We start from the raw sequence: 21,528 nt of genomic DNA, 5'->3' as shown, positions 1-21,528 counted from the left end.
TTCAGCCAATCACACCGCTCCATGCCCTGGGGGCATCTTAGCAAGCCGCTCTGGTAGACTCTCAACACGATAATAAATGAATGATATTCCACCACCTCTTCGTGCGCGCGTTCTTGCTGTTGCATATTTGCGTTTCCTTTCAGGGCGAGTGGAATGGAGTTACTGAAGGATTGATTCTCTGTTGTGGTAAGTCAGGACGTCTTTAAATGACGTCAAGGGGAAGTGCGTTCATTTTTATACAAGCTCATTCATGAATTCAGCCACTCATATATCGAATATCAGACATCAAAATAATGTTACATAATTTCTGGTGATGCTTACAGGTTAAATGAATCATATAGTGAATTGTATTTCACGCTTAATTAGGGTTAGCGAGGTCATTTCTTGCTTATTTTCATTTTCTTCATTTATGAGAATAAAGTCTGATTCAATATAAATACGTCATTGCTATCCTTCGCAGGCCCAGTTATGTCTGCAAAGTATAGCCATGATTCACTTTAATTAGTGACTGCTGATATTAATTATTCCGTTTAGCCCGCTTTACGTTACGCTGAATCGAGCGTTAAAATTAAAGGCCGACTTTAAATGATGGCACGCTGCCCGCCGAAGGGATTAATTAATTCAGGAGATAAATATATATGTCTGAATCATTTCAGAACGAGATGCCGCGTGCGCGCGTAAATATAAAACTGGATCTTTTAACGGGTGGGGCCCGGAAGAAAATTGAACTGCCGCTGAAACTTCTGAGTGTGGGTGACTTCAGCAATGGCAGGGCAGAAGGGCCCCTTTCTGAACGCGAAAAGATCAACGTCAACAGGAATAATTTCAACAGTGTTCTCGCTGACCTTAATCCTCAGGTCAGTCTCGCCGTTAAAAATACCCTCGCAAACGACGGCTCTGAAGAAAATGTGAAGCTGTCCTTTAAAAATATGAAAGATTTTGAACCTGAGGCTGTCGCGCGTCAAATTCCCCAGCTTCGTGCCATGCTCTCAATGCGTAATCTGTTACGCGATTTGAAATCCAATCTTCTTGATAATGTGACTTTCAGGAAAGAACTGGAAGCAATATTAAAAGACCCCCTGCTGTCCGATGAACTGCGCAGTGAGCTGAATGCGCTGGCCCCGCTCCAGGATTAATGACTGGAACTTCTTTTAACGGAATAATGACGAGTAAATGCTGATGTCAGTTAATAACGAATCCCGTAATCTGGCGGGCAGCGCCACAATTGAAAAAACACTGCCGCAGGGTGGGGTATATGCCTCGCTGTTTAACAAAATTAATTTAACGCCGGTCGCTGAGCTCGGTGATTTAAACGGTTTTGATGATAATACCGTGATGGCAGAAACGTCTGCGGATGCGCGTGTCACCGCCGCAGTGAAAGTGTTTATGCAGTGCCTGCAGAAATCCGGGCAGAAAGTGGACAAGCTGGATAAAACGATTCTCGACCAGCATATTGCAGAGCTGGATTTCCAGATAAGCCGTCAGCTTGATGAAGTCATGCATCATGAAGCGTTTCAGCGCACAGAGAGTATCTGGCGGGGTCTGAAATCACTGGTGGATAAAACCGATTTTCGCCAGAACGTGAAGCTGGAATTACTCGATTTGTCCAAAGAAGAGCTGCGTCAGGACTTCGAGGACGCTCCGGAAATTATTCAGAGCGGACTGTATAAGCAGACATACATCGCGGAATACGACACCCCGGGTGGCGAACCCCTTGCCGCGGTCATCTCTGCGTATGAGTTCGATGCATCCGCTCAGGATGTGGCGCTGATGCGCAATATTTCAAAAGTCTCCGCTGCGGCTCACATGCCGTTTATTGGTTCTGCAGGACCGGCGTTCTTTTTAAAAGACAACATGGAGCAGGTCGCGGCCATCAAGGATATCGGCAACTATTTTGACCGTGCCGAGTACATCAAGTGGAAAAGCTTCCGTGACACTGACGATTCCCGCTATATCGGTCTGGTGATGCCGCGCGTGCTGGGCCGCCTGCCGTATGGCCCGGATACCGTGCCGGTGCGCAGCTTTAACTACACCGAAGAAGTGAAGGGGCCGGAACACGATAAATACCTGTGGACCAACGCCTCGTTCGCTTTTGCCGCCAACATGGTGAAAAGCTTCATCAACAACGGCTGGTGCGTACAAATTCGCGGCCCGCAGGCGGGCGGCGCCGTGCAGGACCTGCCCATTCACCTGTATGACCTCGGTACCGGGAATCAGGTGAAAATTCCTTCTGAGGTGATGATCCCGGAAACCCGCGAGTTTGAGTTCGCTAACCTTGGCTTCATCCCGCTGTCTTACTACAAGAACCGCGACTACGCCTGCTTCTTCTCGGCGAACTCCACCCAGAAACCGGCGCTGTACGACACCGCCGACGCCACCGCCAACAGCCGTATCAATGCCCGTCTGCCGTACATCTTCCTGCTGTCGCGTATCGCTCACTACCTGAAGCTTATTCAGCGTGAAAACATCGGCACCACCAAGGATCGCCGCCTGCTTGAGCTGGAGCTCAATACCTGGGTGCGCGGCCTGGTAACGGAAATGACCGATCCGGGTGATGAACTGCAGGCCTCACACCCGCTGCGCGATGCAAAAGTGGTGGTGGAAGACATTGAGGACAACCCGGGCTTCTTCCGCGTCAGACTGTTTGCCGTACCGCATTTCCAGGTGGAGGGCATGGACGTCAGTCTGTCCCTGGTTTCTCAGATGCCGAAGGCAAAATCATAACCTGAGGCAAGGAAGCCGATGAAAACGGAACAACCGTTATGGGGAAGGGGCCAGATGGTCTCTCCCCAGCACTTCCAGCAACAGGCCGCGTATGCGGCCTGGTCTGCGGAATGCATCGCCCGGCTGGGGCTTTCCCACCCGTGGGGAATGATAGAGGCCACTTTCGAACCCGATGTACTGAAGCTGGGCCGCCTGCAGGCGCGTCATCTGCACATTCGTTTCCCGGACGGGACGCTGATTGATACTGATAATGCTGACGCCCTGCCACCAGTGTTATTGCTTGAGAGTGAAACGCAGAACGTGGTGGTGGTGCTGGCACTTCCACTGCTGCGCGCGAACGGCGGCAACTGCCTGAAACCCGATGAGGTGGCCGAGCGTCCGGTGCGATATCGTCAGCGCTGGCGGGATGTCCGCAATACCTTTGGGGATGACACCCGCCAGATAGCGGTGATGCAGCCAGAACTGACGCTGCGGTTTGCTCATCAGAACAACAGCGATTATCTGACCTGTCCGGTAGCCCGCCTGGAGCAGGATTCACAGGGGACCTGGCTGATTGATGAGACGTTTCTCCCCCCGCTGCTGACCATTCAGGGTAGTCGCTGGCTGGTCACTCAACTGGAACAATTGATGATGCAGTTGCGCGTCCGCCTGAGCCGCCTGATGGCCATGCGACGTGAAAGCAATGAGCGTATGGCCGATTTTGCCGTGGCCGACGTGTCTCTGTTCTGGCTGCTGAACGCCCTGAACAGCGCCGAGCCCGTGCTCGGGCAGTTTCAGCGTAACCTGCAAAGCCCGCCAGAACGCCTGTTCCCGGAACTTGCCCGTCTGGCCGGGAGCCTGCTGACCTTCTCGCTGGAGCATCAAGTGAGCGCCATTCCGCTCTGGCAGCATGAGCAACTGAATCACGTCTTCCCTCCGCTGTTTGACTTACTGGGTGATTTGCTGGAGGCCAGTCTGCCGTCACGGGTGGTGTCACTTGCACTTGACTATGATCCCCGCCTCCACTTCTGGCAGGCCCGTCTGCATGATCCACGCCTGCGGGAAGGGGCTGATTACTACCTTTCGGTGCGTTCACCGATGCCAGTGGCGCAACTCCAGGAGCAGTTCCCGCGTCAGTGCAAGGTAGGCAGTCCGGATCACGTCCGAAGTATTGTTAATTCATCCCGGGTGGGGGTTCCCCTGATGCCGTTGCGCCATGTGCCCGCCGCCATCCCATTGCGCCTGGAAAACCAATATTTCAGCCTCGATGTCTCTCATCCTCTGGCCACGGAAATGCTGCAGGGTGGCACCTGCATGTTTTATGTCCCGGGGATGCTCGGAGAGCCTGAACTTGAACTCTTTGCGGTACTGAGAACATGAGTGAGCGTAAACGCGGCACCGCCGCGCCCATTGATATTGATGCGTTACTGCAGGACACCTGGTTGCAGGTGATTAGTCTGCACCACGGTCCGACATTCCATGATGGGGAAGGGCGAACGCTGTGGGAGCGCTGTATCGCCGACGTGGAGCGGGTGCAGTGTGAACTGAAAGCGAGAGAGCTCGATGAGGCCAGTTGTCGGCATATTCTCACCGCGCAGTGCGCGCTGCTCGATGAGGCGGTTAAAGGCCGCGGCGTGGACGACGACGCCAGCGTGCAGTGGTATGACATTCCCCTGCAGGGGCATTTCCTCGGCACTATGGATGCCGGGGATACGCTGTGTGACCGGATGCGTGATGTGCTGCGCGAACCGGCCCCCGATCGTGACGTTATTACCTGCTTTCAGCGCGTGATGATGCTGGGATTCCTCGGCAGCTTTCGCTCCCTGAACGATCCGGATCGCCAAAAGCTTGTCAACGCTCTCAGTGAACATGTTCCCCCCTTCAGCTATCCACAAACCCATCCGATCCTGGCGGAAAGCTGCGGCGGACGGGGTATGGGCGGCTGGCTGGCGTCATGGCCCGTGCGTATTGCTCTGAGCGTGACGGTGGTCGCCGCCCTGTGGTGGGGGTTGAACAACTGGCTTGATCAGATGCTGCTGACCCTGCTGCCGGGAGTCGTGAAATGAATCATGCACAACAGCGAGGCCTTGCGCTGTGGGCAGCCCTGCTGTGTGCCGCCGTATGCCTGTTTTTTCTGCCAGCATCCCGGCAGGCGTCCGTTGTTATTTTTCTGGTTGTTCTGGGGCTGATTACGGCGTCCTGGTACATCGCCCGCCGTCGCGATCAGCACGACGTCACTCTGCGTCTGGATGATCTCCCGGAGGCGACGTACCGCCAGCCGGTGGTGCTGGTTTGTGGCGATCTGCCGCTGGCCTGGCCACAGCCGTCACAGGTGCTAACTGTCACGCAGGGTTGTTGGATCCGGGTAGAGGATTTTCAGGACCTGGAGCAGGTGGCCCGCCAGATACTATGGCAGCGCCCGGACTGGGGTCGCCAGCTGTCGGTCATGGTCTGTGTCTGCCCGCAGAAGCACGCTGATAGCGAAGCGTTGACCAGCCGTCTGCTGACACTGCGCTGGCAAATCAGCCAACTGCGTAAGGAGACCGGGCATTCCGTGCCGCTGGTTCTGAATGGTCAGGTCGGCAGTGCGATGACAAATGACAGGCTCTGGCAGGCGGCGCTCCCGGGTGAAGGCGTGAGGGTCTGGCGAGAATCCACCGCGCCCTGTTCGATTGCTGCGTGGGTCGCCAGCGGCGGTGCGCCTGCAATGCAGCAGCAGGTGTTGATGAACAGCCTGATGGCCTGGTTTCACAGCCACGTCACCGCCGTATTTATGGATGAGAACCCCGATGTGCCGGCCATTGAACCCGCAGCGGTGCTTTGGGGAATGGGACCCATTCTGGCCGGGAGCCTGGCATCTTCGGCCTGGACGGCGTGGTTGTCCCGTCACACGGCCATGCCGCAGGTAGCAGGCTGGCAGCCGGTAGGGACTGACAGCACGGTGATATCACCGCTGCCGGATTTTGCCCTGCCGCTGTTGCCGGAAGGGCGGGGACTCACCCCTCGTGGCCGCGCCTGGCGCTGTGCGCTGGGACTCTTCACGTTGGCGGCCATTGCAGCGCTGCTCAGCAGTGGCTGGAACAACCGCCAGTTGCTGCACCGCGTGAGCTTCGATATTACGCGTTATTACCGTATCCCGATGGATGATTACGATCCGAAAGCTGATGCCGTCGCGGTCCTGCGAGAGGATGCGGCACTGCTGGACGATCATGCGCGTAATGGTGTCCCGGTCCGGATGGGGCTCGGCCTGTATCAGGGTGAACGTCTGCGCCTTACGGTGCTGGAGGCCATCCGCTCATATGTTCCGCCACCCCCACCGCCCAAACCGCAGGCGACACTGGCACCGAAAATTGTCCGCCTCGACAGCATGTCGCTGTTCGACTCCGGCAGCGCGCACCTTAAGGCGGGCTCCACCCGCGTGCTGGTGAACGCTCTGGTGGGCATCAAAGCCAGACCGGGCTGGCTGATTGTGGTCGCCGGGCACACCGATAACACCGGCCTTCAGCAGATAAACCAGCCGTTGTCCCTGAAGCGTGCCGAAGCGGTACGCGACTGGATGCGTGACACCGGCGACGTGCCGGAAAGCTGTTTTGCGGTGCAGGGATACGGCGCAGGCCGCCCTGTCGCCACCAATGACACGCCGGAAGGCCGCGCGCTTAACCGCCGTGTCGAAATCAGTCTGGTGCCGCAGGCGAATGCCTGTCAGCTGCCGGGCACCCCCCCGGCGTCATCGCAGGATGATGACGCTTCACAACACAATGGAGAGTAATTTCATGGCAATTCCTGTTTATCTTTGGCTGAAAGACGACGGCGGCGCGGACATTAAAGGGTCCGTGGATGTTAAAGACCGTGAAGGCAGCATCGAAGTGGTGGCGCAGGAGCACAACCTGTACATCCCGACCGACAACAACACCGGCAAGCTGACCGGCACCCGCATTCACACCCCGTTCCTGTTCACCAAGGAAATTGACTCCTCCAGCCCGTATCTGTACAAGGCGGTGACCACCGGTCAGACCCTGAAAACGGCGGAGTTCAAATGGTACAAAATCAACGACGCGGGCCAGGAAGTGGAGTACTTCAACACGAAGCTTGAGAACGTCAAGCTGGTGAAAGTCGCGCCAAAAATGCACGACATCAAGGATCCTTCTTTCGAAAAGCATAACCACCTCGAGCAGATTGAACTGCGTTACGAAAAAATCACCTGGACCTACAAAGACGGCAACATCATTCATTCCGATTCCTGGAACGAACGCGCCACCGCGTAAGCCGCAAGCGGACAGAGTTTCTCTGTCCGCTTTTTTTGCTGAGCGTCCGCAGCCTGCGGGCCTTCAGCAAAGAAACCCACAACCTGCCAGCCCGACCCTGTGCGCTTTGGTCCCCTTCACGGGAAACAGCGAGGGGCGGTAGCGTGCCCAGGAAACGATAAAGAGAGAATCTCATGGAAAACCCGGCAATCCTCCTTCGACGTCTTAATCCCTTCAGTGCCCGTGCGATGGAAGGGGCGGCGTCGCTTTGCCAGACCCGCGCCCACGCGGAAATCCTGCCGGAGCACTGGCTGCTGAAGCTGCTGGAGCAGGGCGAGGGCGACCTGACGGTCCTGGCGCGTCGCTATGAATGGGATATGGATACTCTGTGGCAGGATTTGCTCGGCTGGCTGGATAAACAGCCGCGCTCTGTGCGCCACCGGCCCCAACTGTCTGACAACATTCAGACGCTGATGCAGCAGGCTTGGCTGACGGCTTCTCTCAATGGAGAAGCGCAAATCCGCAGTGTCCATCTGCTGATGGCCCTGGTGGATAAACCGAAACTGATACGCTGTGACGGTTTGTGGCCGCTGCTGACCCTGGGCCGGAGCCAGCTTGAGCGTTTACGCCCGCTGCTTGACGCGCAATCCGACGAACGCCCGGAAGCCCAGCAAGACGCAGAGCTGGCGCAGGGGCACGGCGGCGACGTGGAGTTTGTCGGTGGTGCGGTCGGGGCAGAGGTAAAAGAGGGTGAGCTCAATCCGGCGCTGCAAAATGCGCTGGATAAATTCACCCTCGACGCGGCCGCCAGGGCGCGTGAGGGCAAAATCGACCCGGTATTTGGCCGCGATACCGAAATCCGCCAGATGGTGGATATCCTCTCCCGTCGCCGTAAGAACAACCCGATTCTGGTGGGCGAGCCGGGCGTCGGTAAAACGGCCCTGGTAGAAGGCCTGGCGCTGCGCATCGCTGAGGGCAATGTTCCTGAATCGCTGAAAACCGTCAGCCTGCGCACCCTCGACCTGGGCCTGCTACAGGCAGGCGCGGGCGTGAAAGGTGAGTTTGAGCAGCGGCTGAAAAATGTCATCAGCGCCGTACAGCAGTCGCCGGATCCGGTGCTGCTGTTTATCGACGAAGCGCACACCATTATTGGCGCGGGTAACCGGGCGGGCGGCGCGGATGCGGCCAACCTGCTGAAACCCGCTCTCGCCCGCGGCGAACTCAGAACCATCGCCGCCACCACCTGGAGCGAATACAAACAGTATTTTGAACGTGACGCCGCGCTGGAGCGCCGTTTCCAGATGGTGAAGGTGGAGGAGCCGGACGACGATACGGCGTGCCTGATGCTCAGGGGCCTTAAATCCCGTTACGCGCAGCACCACGGCGTGCATATCACCGACGACGCCGTGCGTGCTGCCGTCACCCTGTCGCGCCGTTATCTGACCGGTCGTCAGTTGCCGGATAAAGCGGTCGACCTGCTGGATACTGCCTCCGCCCGCGTGCGCATGAGTCTGGATACCGTGCCGGAGCCGCTGACCCGCATCCGCGCGCAAATTACCGCGCTGGAAATGGAAAAGCAGGCGCTGCTGGAAGATATCGCGGTCGGCAGCCAGCGCCACGGCGAGCGTCTGGCGGCGATTGAGCAGGAAGAAAATAACTGCATCACTGAACGCGACGAACTGGAAACCCGGTACGGTCAGGAACTTAAACTTACCGCACAACTGCTGGAAAGCCGCCTGGATATCTCCCGTCAGAATGAAACGCTTGAGTTGCAACAGGCGCTTAACGGCATGCAGCATAGCAACCCGCTACTCCCGGTGGATGTGGATGTCCGCACCGTTGCCACCGTCATTGCCGACTGGACGGGCGTACCCCTGTCGTCGCTGTTGAAAGATGAGCAGACCGGACTGCTGACGCTTGAAAATGAAATCAGCAAACGCGTGGTCGGGCAGGACGTGGCGCTCAACGCCATCGCTCAGCGTTTGCGCGCCAGCAAAACCGGACTTACCCCGGAGAACGGCCCGCAGGGCGTGTTCCTGCTGGTTGGCCCGAGCGGCACCGGCAAAACCGAAACGGCGCTGACCCTGGCGGACGTGCTGTACGGTGGCGAAAAGTCGCTGATTACCATCAACCTGTCTGAGTACCAGGAGCCACACACGGTGTCCCAGCTCAAGGGGTCCCCGCCGGGCTACGTCGGTTACGGCCAGGGTGGCATTCTCACCGAAGCGGTGCGCAAACGCCCGTACAGCGTGGTACTGCTCGATGAAGTGGAAAAGGCGCACCGCGACGTAATGAACCTGTTTTATCAGGTGTTTGACCGCGGCTTTATGCGTGACGGCGAAGGGCGTGAAATCGACTTCCGTAACACCGTCATTCTGATGACCTCCAACCTCGGCAGCGACCAGGTTATGCAACTGCTGGATGAACAGCCGGAAGCGACAGATGTGGAACTGCACGAGCTGATGCGCCCCATCCTGCGCGACCACTTCCAGCCCGCGCTGCTGGCCCGTTTCCAGACCGTGATTTACCGCCCGCTGAATGAGGCCGCGATGCGCACCATCGTGCAGATGAAACTCGCCCAGGTCAGCCAGCGCTTACACCGTCATTACGGCCTGACCATGCACACCGACGAAAGCCTGTATGACGCGCTGACCGCCGCCTGCCTGTTGCCGGACACCGGGGCGCGTAATGTCGACAGTCTGCTCAATCATCAGATATTGCCGGTGCTGAGCCAGCAACTGCTAACCCGGATGGCTGCGAAACAGAAACCACAGTCACTTAGCCTTAGCTGGAGTGAGGAAGAGGGTATCGGGCTGGCGTTTGATCGTACACAGGGAGTGAACACATGAGCACCAGTCTCCCGATAATATTCAGCCACAACCACCACCTGCTGGCGGTGAAAGGGTGTGAGCCCGAACTGGACGTACTGGCCTTTGAAGGTCACGAAGCCCTGAGCACGCCGTTCAGTTATCGTATTGAATTCACAAGCCCTGACCATGCCATCAGCAAAGAAATGATGCTGATGAAAGCCGCTTCCCTGACGCTTCAGGCCCCGGTTGACCAGGGTTACGGCATCAGGGTACAGCAGGCAGTGCGTGTGATTCAGGGGGTAGTGTCCGGTTTTGAACGCCTCAGCACCTCGAAAGATGAAACCCATTACGCCGTGACGCTGCAGCCACGCCTGGCGCTGCTCGATCGTTCGCACCAGAACGCGGTTTACCAGGACATGTCGGTGCCGCAGATTGTGGAAAAAATCCTGCGTGAACGCCACGCCCTGCGCGGCCAGGACTTCCTGTTCTCGCTGGGTAACGACTACCCGCGCCGCGAGCAGGTGATGCAGTACGGCGAGGACGACCTGCACTTTATTACCCGCCTGCTGGGTGAGGTGGGGATCTGGTTCCGCTTTACCACTGATACGCGCCTGAACATCGACGTGGTGGAATTTTACGACGGTCAGCAGGGGTATGAAAAAGGTCTGACGCTGCCATCGGTTCCGCCATCAGGACAGCATTCGGACGGTGTGGACTCGGTCTGGGGCATGGAGAGCCATTATAACGTGGTGCAGAAGCAGGTCAGCACCCGTGACTACAACTACCGCCAGGCCACCGGGGACATGAACGCGCAGGCCGACGTGACCCGCGGGGATGCGACCACCTACGGGGAAGCCTACCATTATGCCGACAACTACCTGACGCCGGGCAGCGCGTATGACCGCCACCCGGCGCCGGAGTCCGGGGCGTTTTATGCCCGCATTCGCCATGAGCGTTACCTGAACGGCCGGACGCAGACCGCCGCCGTGACCAGCTGCCCGGTGCTCTCTCCCGGCCAGGTGCTGAAAGTCACCGGCGGGTATGAAGTGGCGGAGGCGTTTGCCCGGGGTGTGCTTATCACGGCGATGCACAGTTCTGCCCGCCGCGACCGTGATTTTGAGGTGCATTTCAGCGGTATCCCGGACAGCGCGGATACCGGCTTCCGCCCGGAGCCGGGTAAGCGTCCGGTGATGGCCGGCACGCTGCCGGCGCGGGTGACCAGCACCACGGAAAACGACGCCTACGGGCATATCGACAAAGACGGGCGCTACCGCGTCAGGATGCTGTTTGACCGGGATGCCTGGGAAACCGGCTTTGAGAGCCTGTGGGTGCGCCAGTCGCGCCCGTACGCCGGGGACACGTACGGCCTGCACCTGCCGCTGCTGGCGGGCACCGAGGTGGGGATTGGCTTTGAGGACGGCAACCCGGACCGGCCGTATATAGCGGGCGTGCTGCACGACTCGGCGCACGGCGACCACGTCACCATCCGCAACTATAAACGCAACGTGCTGCGGACGCCTGCGAACAACAAAATCCGCCTGGACGACAGCCGTGGCCGGGAGCACATCAAGGTCAGCACGGAGTACGGGGGCAAAAGCCAGCTGAACCTGGGGCACCTGGTGGACGGTGAAAGACAGCCGCGCGGCGAGGGGTTTGAGCTGCGAACCGACAGTTACGGGGCCATCCGCGCCGGGAAGGGGATATTTATCAGCGCCGACGGCCAGGCCGGGGCGCAGGGGCAACAGCTGGCGATGGAGCCGGCGCTGTCGCGGCTTTCCGCAGCGCTGGTGGAAATGCAGTCGCTGGCGGCCAGTGCCCGGCAGGCGCTGGCACTGGCTGCGGATGTCGGTCGCCAGCAGACGCTGCTGGAACAGAAGATAGCGCAGCTTAAGAAGGATGTACTGCTGGGCACGGCTCCGCAGGGCGTGGCGCTGGCAAGCGGTGACGACATGCTGCTGTCAGCGCAGGAGAACCTGACGCTGGTTGCCGGTAAGCAACTGGATGTGGGAGCACAGAAGGATTTCACACTGGCGGCAGGCAGACAGCTCAGTCTCTGGAGCGGGCAGGGGGCGAAATGGTTTGCATCGCAGGGCGATATTGATATTCAGGCGCAGGGCGGAAATTTCACCAGCTGGTCCACGCAGGACACGCATATTTCGGGCGGTAAAAAGGTGGTGATAACGGCACAGGATGAGCTGACGCTGGTCTGCGGGGGCGGCTATATCAGAATCAGGGGCGGAAACGTGGAGATGGGTGGCCCGGGCAAACTGCTGATAAAGAATGCCGGTATTAAAAAGGCAGGCGCAGGCAGTATGCAGGGGGTGATGAAGTCGTTTGAACCGGGAAGTTTTGATGAAAAATTTGTTATTACTCATCCGGCTTCTGGAAAGGCACTGGCGAATCAGAAATATGAAATCCACTTGCCAGACGGAAGCGTAATGTCTGGTGTGACAGATGCGATGGGACATTCTTCTCTTGTAAGTTCGCAAGCAATTGATGGACTGAAGATTATTTTGAAGAAATAACAGGGATAAAAATATGATAAATAAATTAACCGCATTGCTTTTGAGCCTGTTACTGTTGAGCTGTTTTCTGCTTTCATTAAGCGGTTGCGTTACTGAAGGGGCCGCATTCGGTCTGGGGGCAGGGAGCCTGCATGAAACGGTAATGAAAGAAAAAGACAAAAATGCGCCGCCACCGGTATATGGTCCGCCTCAGGTGATCTACCGGATAGATAATAATCGTTATTTTACATTAGAAAATTATACTCGTTGTGAGAATGGGCAAACGTTTTATAATAATAAAGAAAAAGATATTCATGTCAAAGTACTGGAAGGTTCAGGGTATCTGTTTAAAGGCCGTTTATTCTGGTTGTCCACGCGTAATGATTATCTGGCATTTCCAGCAACAATCGATACAAATCATGCAGCTTGTATGGGGTCAGATAAAGGTTGTATGAATGCCGTTCTGGTCACTACTGATAGTGGAAATATATTGGATGGTATTGCATATGGTGGCTATACCCAAGATCCTACAGGCGATACAAAGGATTATGATATGCTAGTTACGAATGGCGGGTTTTATTTGATTGAGTATAGAGGTATCAACCGGATTTACCCAGTTGTAGATAGATGGAATTTTGATAAAAACAGTTTTTCTGGTGTGGTTGAGTCAGATCATGAATATGATTTGTTCCGGCCCGCAGAAGAGGTTCCGGTTGGCGGATTTTACCAGATAGACCTTTCAAAATTTTATCCTAAAAATGGTGTGGTGAAAATGCAGTGCGATCGGACGTTGGAGCCATCCGTGCAGTCGTCAAGAGGTAGATAATAATGACAGATAAAAATGCTTCACCAACTAGAAAGGTTGAAACGCAACTTACCGATAACGGTACGCCCTTTGCCTATTCAATAACCTCGCATAAAAATATAAAGGTCAATGCTGAGGTTCAGCCGCCATTGCAGTTACCAGGTTTAATTATATTTGTTCATGGAGTTAATTCTGAAGGGGAGTGGTATAGTCATGCTGAAAAGGCACTTTGTTCGGGACTGAACCAGCGACTGGGCCTCAAGGATAAGCACTCTCTTATTGAGAATAAATATAAAAGTGGTTTTTTTGAGCCTTGTGATAAAAATAGCCCAGAATGGGCGGCATGTTACGGAGGTGATGATAAAAAAAAATGGATGCCTCCCTCTCGTAAAATGAAAGAAGAGGGCCGCTCCCCGGTTATCCGCTTCTATTGGGGTTACCGTGCTGCCGATAATGAGACCGATAAATACGCCATTCCGTTAAAAAACAAGAAAAGTGATAACTACTATGACCTCTCTCCCGAAGAGCGCAAAGCGAAAGGCCCATGGTACTGGGGCGGTGGGCCGTTCCAGAACGGCTGTAATCAGTTGGTCAGCCTGTGGAGCGAGCAGGGATTTAACAACTGGCCGAATGTGCTTGGTATGCCGATGCCGTTCAGCACACAACTGATGAATGGTGAACGTGATCGCCTGCTGACCGCGGCGCCGCCGCGCCACTATTATGCGCACGCCGCCGGGCGTCTGGCGGACCTGATAAAAACCATCCGCAGTAAACATCCTGAAGATACCGTCACGGTGCTGTCGCACAGCCAGGGGACAATGGTTGCGCTGGCGGCAGCAGCCATTGAGGCACCGGATGCGCTGTTCGTCATGAATTCACCTTATGCGCTGGATAACGAACCCACCACCTATATTTCCTATCCGGTGAAAGAGATCATCAGCAGGGAAGCCCGGGAGACTACGTTTGCCGATATCGTTAAAAAGGTGGCGGAAAACAAAACCCGCCTGGCGCAGCAGGGCTGCGATCACCTGCTGGCAGGCGTCAGCAGCGATGGCGAAAGCTGGACACCGGAAGGGAAAACTCACGCTGGTCTGCCGGAGCGCGATAACCACGGTACCACGTGGATTTACTGTAATCCGCATGACCGGGTGATGGGCTCGGCTCCGCTGCGCAGTATTGGCTGGCAGGGGTTACCCAATACAAAAGAAAGTAATTATTGTGAATCCCATTCTTTATTTAAGCTGGCAGGCGACACTCTGTATGTCCGTATGCTGGGGCGCAATACACCGTGTGGAAATGCACCGGATACACAAACCCATTTCAGTAACCTGGGGGATGGTAAGCCATTCTGGGACAGTACGACAACGCTGCTTCAGAAGATGACCTGGCCGGAACCAGATAAAGGACAAACGCTGAAGATTAATGCGCCGCGGGTACCAGAACCGCTGACTTCTGAGGAACTGAAAAATTTTGACCAAGATTATGCCAGTATTGAAAAGCAAACCGGCTCAATAGGATACGGCTACGGGCAGATTAACCCGACGACTAAAAAAGCCGTTGACACGGACTACCGTTATTACATTTCCCTCTACGGCTATTTTGACCAGAAGATGGTGCCTAAAAAAAATTCCTTCTGGTATCAGCCGGGGCCAGGCTCGAAAGAAGACCGGATAAAATATGAAAAACAGTCGAGAGCTGAAATGTTGGAAGATGTAAGGACCTATGTTCAGCGCCCGACCGATCACAGTACCCTGCCAATGAATGAACATTTTATGAGTCAGGTTGTGGCCTATGATCTACCGGTAGGGTACTGCTGGCATTCGTGGGATCGGGCAGGCCTGGCAGAGTTGCGCAGGCAGGCAGACTGGCTGGAAAGTGATGATTATTATTTCACAGGCAAACTGAATAAGCCGGCTATACCCCCGGCAATCCGGCAGGATGTGGCAGAAGATGCGGTGGAGAGAAAGACCGAAGAAACAGCCCGATGCACCAGAAACAAATAAAATTATCATCGAAAGCAATTGCTGTTTTTATCAGCAATAGAATTAATTACATGCGTATTTTCTGACTTAAGCGTTTATTAACTGCATGCCATTATGTGTGGCATTTTATTGCCTGATATACAAATTAATAACTTTGATTTGAAGAGTGTTTACGGTTAGTGGCTATTGTTTTATGGCTTCATGGGTTTTTATTTGTGACTGTGAAAAAAGAATTCATGATATGAAAACATGTTACGAGAACAGTTAGTTACAGGAAATACATATAATTAAGCGTGTTGTCGTTCATAACGATGCCACATCTCATAGCGGAAAGGTTATTTCTGTGTCGTCCACGTTTAATATTGAAGGTCAAAACTGAGTCGCAAAGCTTAAATATTATGATTGAGAGGGCTGTTTCATTTATTCAATATCCTGAGCATGCATCATTTGCAGATGAAACTAATGGTTACTATGCAGACCCGATGGAAATAATGTTTATTTTCATAATTATGAGCGTAATGGAAATGATTTAGGGAATGTTACTTAAAGCGATTTAAGAGATTCGAGGAATAACCGTTGGGCTGTAGTGATTGGAAGGGTAACAGAAATAGACCTGTCTTAACTTTGCCACAGAGGTCAAGTATTGATCATAATTTATCTCATGTTGGAGATGGAATGAAATTTCGTGGGAGAGGGTTTAAACAGTTAACTGATTTAGCGAGTTATACCGGGTATTGGACTTATAGAGAATAGTTAAGTCAAATGGGTTATGATAATAATTGGTGGCTAACTCCAATTCTATTAAGGCTTCCTGCAATTGATAATCCTCAGAATAAATCAAAAAATCCGTAAAATACATTGGTTCTGAAGGGCAATTCGTTGCAGAAAATGGAGTTTTACGAAGAGCTGATTGTGGGGTTGCTCGCGATAGTTCAAGAGTTGTTAGCATGGTGATAAATAGAGGGGATGATCCATCTTTTAATCGCAGATTTCAATAAATATAAGGTGCGCGCTCTATTGTTGGTAATAATTAAATGAAAATTATTATAATGTTTTTTTATTTATTTGCAGCATCGAATTACAGCGAAGGTTGTAAATTAATCCATGTCAAATAGGCTGTTGTCAGAATTTTTGTTAGTTGGTGTCTTAAAAAAATAATTATTGCCTACACATCAGAAATGAATATGTAAACGCATTTGATTTTCTTAAAATATATAGATTATCATCAGACGAAGAAAGTTATTATTTTACAACGAATAATGGCGGGGAATGGGTGGCTTTGACTGATGGTGTTCCTGTATTGTCAAATGTAAATGTTGCGTCGAAATTTACCGGTATGAGTGCAATTGTTTCTTGTAAATCTAAAAAGGACGCTGGGTATCATACTGAATAGTCTTTTCAGGCAGAGATAAGTTTACCAAAAAAGATAAAATTCATTTTTACTGATAGGGATGATTCATGTTTATTTAAGGATTATAAGAAAGTATACCTTTTATTTGAGGTTAAATAATAGAATGTGGAATATTTGGTCTAATGTAAATTGCACCAGAGCGCGATTTACCTGGACATGTCGGTGCCGCAGATTGTGGAAAGAATCCTGCGTGAGCGCCACGCCATGCGCGGGCACCGAGGTGGGGATTGGCTTTGAGGACGGCAACCCGGACCGGCCGTATATAGCGGGCGTGCTGCACGACTCGGCGCACGGCGACCACGTCACCATCCGCAACTATAAACGCAACGTGCTGCGGACGCCTGCGAACAACAAAATCCGCCTGGACGACAGCCGTGGCCGGGAGCACATCAAGGTCAGCACGGAGTACGGGGGTAAAAGCCAGCTGAACCTGGGGCACCTGGTGGACGGTGAAAGGCAGCCGCGCGGCGAGGGGTTTGAGCTGCGAACCGACAGTTACGGGGCCATCCGCGCCGGGAAGGGGATATTTATCAGCGCCGACGGCCAGGCCGGGGCGCAGGGGCAACAGCTGGCGATGGAGCCGGCGCTGTCGCGGCTTTCCGCAGCGCTGGTGGAAATGCAGTCGCTGGCGGCCAGTGCCCGGCAGGCGCTGGCACTGGCCGCGGATGTCGGTCGCCAGCAGACGCTGCTGGAACAGAAGATAGCGCAGCTTAAGAAGGACGTACTGCTGGGCACGGCTCCGCAGGGCGTGGCGCTGGCAAGCGGTGACGACATGCTGCTGTCAGCGCAGGAGAACCTGACGCTGGTTGCCGGTAAGCAACTGGATGTGGGAGCACAGAAGGATTTCACGCTGGCGGCAGGCAGACAGCTCAGTCTCTGGAGCGGGCAGGGGGCGAAATGGTTTGCATCGCAGGGCGATATTGATATTCAGGCGCAGGGCGGAAATTTCACCAGCTGGTCCACGCAGGACACGCATATTTCGGGCGGTAAAAAGGTGGTGATAACGGCACAGGATGAGCTGACGCTGGTCTGCGGGGGCGGCTATATCAGAATCAGGGGCGGAAACGTGGAGATGGGTGGCCCGGGCAAACTGCTGATAAAGAATGCCGGTATTAAAAAGGCAGGCGCAGGCAGTATGCAGGGGGTGATGAAGTCGTTTGAACCGGGAAGTTTTGATGAAAGTTTTGCATTACTTCATCCTGTGAGCGGAGAACCTATTGCCAATCAACGATTTCGCCTCACACTGCCGGACGGTTCTGTACAGGAAGGTGTAACGGATAATCAGGGGAAAACGCCGTTGGTTCAGGGAAATACTCTGGACGATGTTATTTTTGAACTGATCAAAGGGGATTAGGAATGTGCAATATCAAAGGAGTGGCCTTGTGGTTGACGGGAATTACAGGGTTGGTACTGTCGTGCTTTTCGCTTTCCGGTTGTGTTGTCACATCCGGTGCCGCGTTTGGTGCTGCATCGGGGGCGATGGCAGCAAAAGGTGTCGGCAACGATTTTAAATATTACGTTTTTGACGTACCACCGCAGGTTATTTATCGTATTGATGACCACCGGTATTTCACGCTGGAGAATTATAAAGATTGCGAACATGGTGGCATTGTTTATTACCATGATACGAATAAAAATATTAAACAGTATGTTAATGGTGGTTCAGACAGTAATTCAATATTGAAAGCAAACTAGATGATGTCATGGAAAGGACAGTTCATTTATGCAGCATCCGATAAAGTTCTGGCATATATATATCGACGTCCACTAATGAGTGACAGAGATACACATAGTGGTGTTTATGTTGTGTATGAAACTGATGGACGACATGGAAAGATAGAACTGGGTGGCGATACAAATCCTGGTTTTGATATAACGTTATTAATCACAGATGAAAATATTTATGTTACGTCGAAAGTTATTGATAGATATGCATATGATTTGTGGTCAACACCAGGAAGTCCACGAAAACTGCATATCGTGGGAAATGCATATAATTTACGGTCAACATCAGTGAACTCATATAATGGAGCCTTAAGCGATTATGATGAAGTTGAAGATAAAGACTGGCCGCAAATAAATACCCCTTCTGGCGCTATACGTTTTACCTGCAATATGTCAATCAGACCTACTAATGTCAGTGTCACACCTGAACAGGTTTATTCTGAGAATGCCACAGGGATACCCAGGCATGAATAATTCACAGTCAGAGCAGTTACGCGATGCACCCTTAAATATGGGTGATCATGGTAAACCGAGTTGGCGGGGTAAGTGTTCTCATAAGAATATTAAAATTTGTTCTGCCAGCCATGTAAAATGGGCTGCAGGGTTATGCGGACTGTTGCTGTCTTGTTTCTCGCTTTCCGGTTGTGTTGTCACATCCGGTGCCGCGTTTGGTGCTGCATCGGGGGCGATGGCAGCAAAAGGTGTCGGCAACGATTTTAAATATTACGTTTTTGACGTACCACCGCAGGTTATTTATCGTATTGATGACCACCGGTATTTCACGCTGGAGAATTATAAAGATTGCGAACATGGTGGCATTGTTTATTACCATGATGCGAATAAGAATATTAAACAGTATGTTAATGGTGGTTCAGATAGTAATTCAATATTGAAAGCGAATCAGATGATATCGTGGAGAGGTAAGTTTATTTATGCGGCATCGGATAAATTTCTGGCATATATATATCGACGTCCATTGATGAGTGACAGAGATACACATAGTGGTGTTTTTGTTGTGTATAAAATTGATGGCCGAATTGGGAAAATAGAACTGAGCGATGCTACAGACCCTGGTTTTGATATAACGTTATTAATTACAGATGAAAATATTTATGTTGCATCGAAAACTATTGACAGATATGCATATGATTTGTGGTCAACACCAGGAAATCCACGAAAACTGCATATCGTGGGAAATGCATATAATTTACGGTCAACATCAGTAGAATCATATAATGGAGCCTTAAGCGATTATGATGAAGTTGAAGATAAAGACTGGCCGCAAATAAATACCCCTTCTGGCGCTATACGTTTTACCTGCAATATGTCAATCAGACCTACTAATGTCAGTGTCACACCTCAACAGGTTTACGCTGCAGATGCCACAGGAATCCCTCATCATGAGTAATACACAACCAGAACCCTTACGTGATGCGCCGATGAGTATGGATGATAATGGTAAACCGAGCTGGCGGGGGATGTGTTCGCATAAAAATATCAAAATACGCTCCGCCTGTTATCATCCAGTTCAACTTCCAGGGCTAATTATTTTTGTTCATGGGGTTAACTCTGAAGGTGAATGGTATGATTTAGCAGAAGCAAATCTCTGCAACGGTCTGAATGACCGTTTAAATTTGCCTACTGATATGCAGCTCAAAAAAAATACTTATCAGACAGGTAAAACACAACTTCGGGAAATCGCTGACTCTGATGCCAGTCGTTCTCCGGTAATTCGCTTTTACTGGGGATATAGTGCAGAGCCGGGTACTGAAGACAATTACCAGATCCCGCTGCGTAACCTGGCGGGCGATGATTACCACGACCTGAAAAAATACCAGAAGCTACCCGATGCGCAAATCGCAGCCCGTGGTCCCTGGTACTGGGGCGGCGGCCCGTTCCAGAATGGCTGCAACCAACTGGTGTCGTTGTGGAGCGACCAGGGCTTCAGCAAATGGCTGAAACAGACGCCAATTCCGTTCAGCGTTCAGTTTGTCAACACCGAGCTGGATCGCCTGCTGGCCAGTGCGCCCGCCCGCCACTATTACGCCCATGCCGCCCGGCGGCTGGCGGATTTGTTGAATACTATCCGCAACACTTACCCGAAAGATACGGTGACGCTGGTTTCGCACAGCCAGGGCACGATGATTGCGATGGCCGCGACGCTGCTGGCGGATAAAGCGCCGGATGCCCTGTTTGTGATGAACTCGCCCTATGCCATGGAACACAAAACCATGGATCGGTTTTCGTATCCTTTTGCGGAGTGTATTTCCACGAAAGCGCGGCATAAGACCTTTGGCACCATTGTTGAAAAGGTGGCGAAGCAGGCCGGGCATCTCTCAGAAGCTGACTACAACCGCCTGGTGGCTGGGGTGGATGCTGATGGCCGGAGCTGGAAACCCACCGGTATGGCCGATAACGGTATTGCCGAGCGGGATAATCACGGTCGGACCTGGGTTTACTGCAATGCCCATGACCGGGTGATGGGGATGAGCGCGCTGCTCAGTATCGGCTGGCAGGGGTTGCCCAATGATGAAGCCGGGGGAACCAACCCGTTACTGATCGCTTATCAGGGGCACTTATTCCAGCGAATGATGGCCCGAGAAACGCCCTGTGGGGATACGCCACGGCAGGACATGCCCTTTGGCCGTCTGCCGCCGGCAGGATCGTCGTTCTGGGATGATGGTGGACAGTTTGGTGTTTACGATGCGCCGCCGCCTGAGCAGACGCTGTATATCAATGGTGAAAAAGTCCCCAAACCGATTACGGCCAAAGATTTAATTGGTTTTGATGCCACTCGCGTGGGATTACAGAAAGAGAACGAGAAAAATACCGGCGAGGAGGGCTACGGCTGGGGGCAATATTCTGCCGATGAAAAGGGAAACAAAACCTGGCATGACGATACCTTCCGCTGGTATGCCTCCTTGTACCCGGAGCAGTGGGTGACGGACAAGGGAACTATGAATTGGTATCCGCAGAACTCAAAGGATGAGCGTCAGAATCGCCACCGGGAAACCCGCGCGGAAAAGGATGCGCGGCTACGGATGTTTGTCTCCCAGCCCAGCGATCACAGCTCTCTTCCTTCAAACAAGCTATTTATGAGTCGAGTTGTGGCCTATGACCTGCCGGTAGGCATCTGCGAAAGCTCAAACGATAAAAGTTTCCTCGAACAGCTGCGCCGGATGGCCGACTGGCAGTATTCAGACGCGTATTTTCACACCGGCAGGCATCCGCCATACAGCAAGCCCGCCGAAGTGGATGCCGGGAGCGCCGGCGGCATCGGGCCGGAAGAAAAGGCCGAAATGAAGAAAATGGAAGCCTTGTATGGCCGTCATTAACAGGAAATG

Annotated in this window: 14 protein-coding genes and 2 pseudogenes; all 16 read left to right on the top strand. The window is 53.1% G+C overall.

Annotated features, from left to right (window positions below):
- The first annotated feature begins 638 nt into the window (after positions 1-638).
- Positions 639-1,136 (top strand): type VI secretion system contractile sheath small subunit, encoded by a 498-nt coding sequence (gene tssB / locus ACVV26_RS17235; RefSeq protein WP_474798446.1) that lies wholly within the window; start codon positions 639-641, stop codon positions 1,134-1,136.
- 37 nt (positions 1,137-1,173) lie between these two features.
- Complete coding sequence (tssC, locus tag ACVV26_RS17230) at positions 1,174-2,724, top strand: type VI secretion system contractile sheath large subunit (protein WP_474798445.1); 1,551 nt, start codon at positions 1,174-1,176, stop codon at positions 2,722-2,724.
- 18 nt (positions 2,725-2,742) lie between these two features.
- On the top strand, positions 2,743-4,083 hold the full coding sequence (gene tssK, locus ACVV26_RS17225) for a type VI secretion system baseplate subunit TssK (RefSeq protein WP_474798443.1): 1,341 nt from the start codon (positions 2,743-2,745) through the stop codon (positions 4,081-4,083).
- Positions 4,080-4,769, top strand: coding sequence for a type VI secretion system protein TssL, short form (gene tssL, locus ACVV26_RS17220; RefSeq protein WP_474798442.1), 690 nt, complete (start codon positions 4,080-4,082; stop codon positions 4,767-4,769). Before tssK ends, tssL begins: the two co-directional genes overlap by 4 nt.
- Positions 4,766-6,472 carry an OmpA family protein gene (locus ACVV26_RS17215; protein WP_474798441.1) on the top strand — a complete coding sequence of 569 codons (1,707 nt, stop codon included), beginning with the start codon at positions 4,766-4,768 and terminating at the stop codon, positions 6,470-6,472. Before tssL ends, ACVV26_RS17215 begins: the two co-directional genes overlap by 4 nt.
- A gap of 4 nt (positions 6,473-6,476) precedes the next feature.
- Entirely contained in the window at positions 6,477-6,968 is a 492-nt protein-coding gene (gene hcp, locus ACVV26_RS17210) for a type VI secretion system effector Hcp (RefSeq protein WP_312983560.1), read from the top strand.
- 173 nt (positions 6,969-7,141) lie between these two features.
- Positions 7,142-9,796, top strand: a complete 2,655-nt coding sequence (gene tssH, locus ACVV26_RS17205; RefSeq protein WP_474798440.1) for a type VI secretion system ATPase TssH — start codon at positions 7,142-7,144, stop codon at positions 9,794-9,796.
- Entirely contained in the window at positions 9,793-12,282 is a 2,490-nt protein-coding gene (locus tag ACVV26_RS17200; protein WP_474798439.1) for a type VI secretion system Vgr family protein, read from the top strand. Before tssH ends, ACVV26_RS17200 begins: the two co-directional genes overlap by 4 nt.
- Before the next feature lie 13 nt (positions 12,283-12,295).
- A complete protein-coding gene (locus ACVV26_RS17195; RefSeq protein ID WP_474798438.1) occupies positions 12,296-13,087 on the top strand; it encodes a T6SS immunity protein Tli3 family protein in 792 nt (263 codons plus the stop codon).
- Between the two features lie 2 nt (positions 13,088-13,089).
- Positions 13,090-15,069 (top strand): T6SS effector phospholipase Tle3 domain-containing protein, encoded by a 1,980-nt coding sequence (locus tag ACVV26_RS17190; RefSeq protein ID WP_474798437.1) that lies wholly within the window; start codon positions 13,090-13,092, stop codon positions 15,067-15,069.
- Between the two features lie 356 nt (positions 15,070-15,425).
- A pseudogene (locus ACVV26_RS17185) lies at positions 15,426-16,046 on the top strand (hydroxyethylthiazole kinase); the annotation flags it as partial.
- A 621-nt stretch (positions 16,047-16,667) separates the two neighbouring features.
- Positions 16,668-17,813 (top strand): annotated as a pseudogene (locus ACVV26_RS17180) (DUF2345 domain-containing protein); the annotation flags it as partial.
- A gap of 2 nt (positions 17,814-17,815) precedes the next feature.
- The gene (locus tag ACVV26_RS17175; protein WP_474798436.1) at positions 17,816-18,154 is read left to right on the top strand and encodes a T6SS immunity protein Tli3 family protein; all 339 of its coding nucleotides are present in this window, start codon (positions 17,816-17,818) and stop codon (positions 18,152-18,154) included.
- A complete protein-coding gene (locus ACVV26_RS17170) occupies positions 18,155-18,658 on the top strand; it encodes a hypothetical protein (RefSeq protein WP_474798435.1) in 504 nt (167 codons plus the stop codon).
- Positions 18,651-19,592 (top strand): T6SS immunity protein Tli3 family protein, encoded by a 942-nt coding sequence (locus tag ACVV26_RS17165; RefSeq protein WP_474798434.1) that lies wholly within the window; start codon positions 18,651-18,653, stop codon positions 19,590-19,592. Before ACVV26_RS17170 ends, ACVV26_RS17165 begins: the two co-directional genes overlap by 8 nt.
- Entirely contained in the window at positions 19,585-21,519 is a 1,935-nt protein-coding gene (locus ACVV26_RS17160) for a T6SS effector phospholipase Tle3 domain-containing protein (protein ID WP_474798433.1), read from the top strand. Before ACVV26_RS17165 ends, ACVV26_RS17160 begins: the two co-directional genes overlap by 8 nt.
- Positions 21,520-21,528 lie beyond the last annotated feature (9 nt).

It is taken from the genome of Atlantibacter sp. MEI4A-1023 (assembly GCF_056155425.1).
This window is presented reverse-complemented; position numbering and strand designations above follow the sequence as displayed.

Bases quoted from the DNA above. Each gene is read 5' to 3' on its own strand.
- tssB (WP_474798446.1), top strand. From the start codon at position 639: ATGTCTGAATCATTTCAGAACGAGATGCCGCGTGCGCGCGTAAATATA.
- tssC (WP_474798445.1), top strand. From the start codon at position 1,174: ATGCTGATGTCAGTTAATAACGAATCCCGTAATCTGGCGGGCAGCGCC.
- tssK (WP_474798443.1), top strand. From the start codon at position 2,743: ATGAAAACGGAACAACCGTTATGGGGAAGGGGCCAGATGGTCTCTCCC.
- tssL (WP_474798442.1), top strand. From the start codon at position 4,080: ATGAGTGAGCGTAAACGCGGCACCGCCGCGCCCATTGATATTGATGCG.
- ACVV26_RS17215 (WP_474798441.1), top strand. From the start codon at position 4,766: ATGAATCATGCACAACAGCGAGGCCTTGCGCTGTGGGCAGCCCTGCTG.
- hcp (WP_312983560.1), top strand. From the start codon at position 6,477: ATGGCAATTCCTGTTTATCTTTGGCTGAAAGACGACGGCGGCGCGGAC.
- tssH (WP_474798440.1), top strand. From the start codon at position 7,142: ATGGAAAACCCGGCAATCCTCCTTCGACGTCTTAATCCCTTCAGTGCC.
- ACVV26_RS17200 (WP_474798439.1), top strand. From the start codon at position 9,793: ATGAGCACCAGTCTCCCGATAATATTCAGCCACAACCACCACCTGCTG.
- ACVV26_RS17195 (WP_474798438.1), top strand. From the start codon at position 12,296: ATGATAAATAAATTAACCGCATTGCTTTTGAGCCTGTTACTGTTGAGC.
- ACVV26_RS17190 (WP_474798437.1), top strand. From the start codon at position 13,090: ATGACAGATAAAAATGCTTCACCAACTAGAAAGGTTGAAACGCAACTT.
- ACVV26_RS17175 (WP_474798436.1), top strand. From the start codon at position 17,816: ATGTGCAATATCAAAGGAGTGGCCTTGTGGTTGACGGGAATTACAGGG.
- ACVV26_RS17170 (WP_474798435.1), top strand. From the start codon at position 18,155: ATGATGTCATGGAAAGGACAGTTCATTTATGCAGCATCCGATAAAGTT.
- ACVV26_RS17165 (WP_474798434.1), top strand. From the start codon at position 18,651: ATGAATAATTCACAGTCAGAGCAGTTACGCGATGCACCCTTAAATATG.
- ACVV26_RS17160 (WP_474798433.1), top strand. From the start codon at position 19,585: ATGAGTAATACACAACCAGAACCCTTACGTGATGCGCCGATGAGTATG.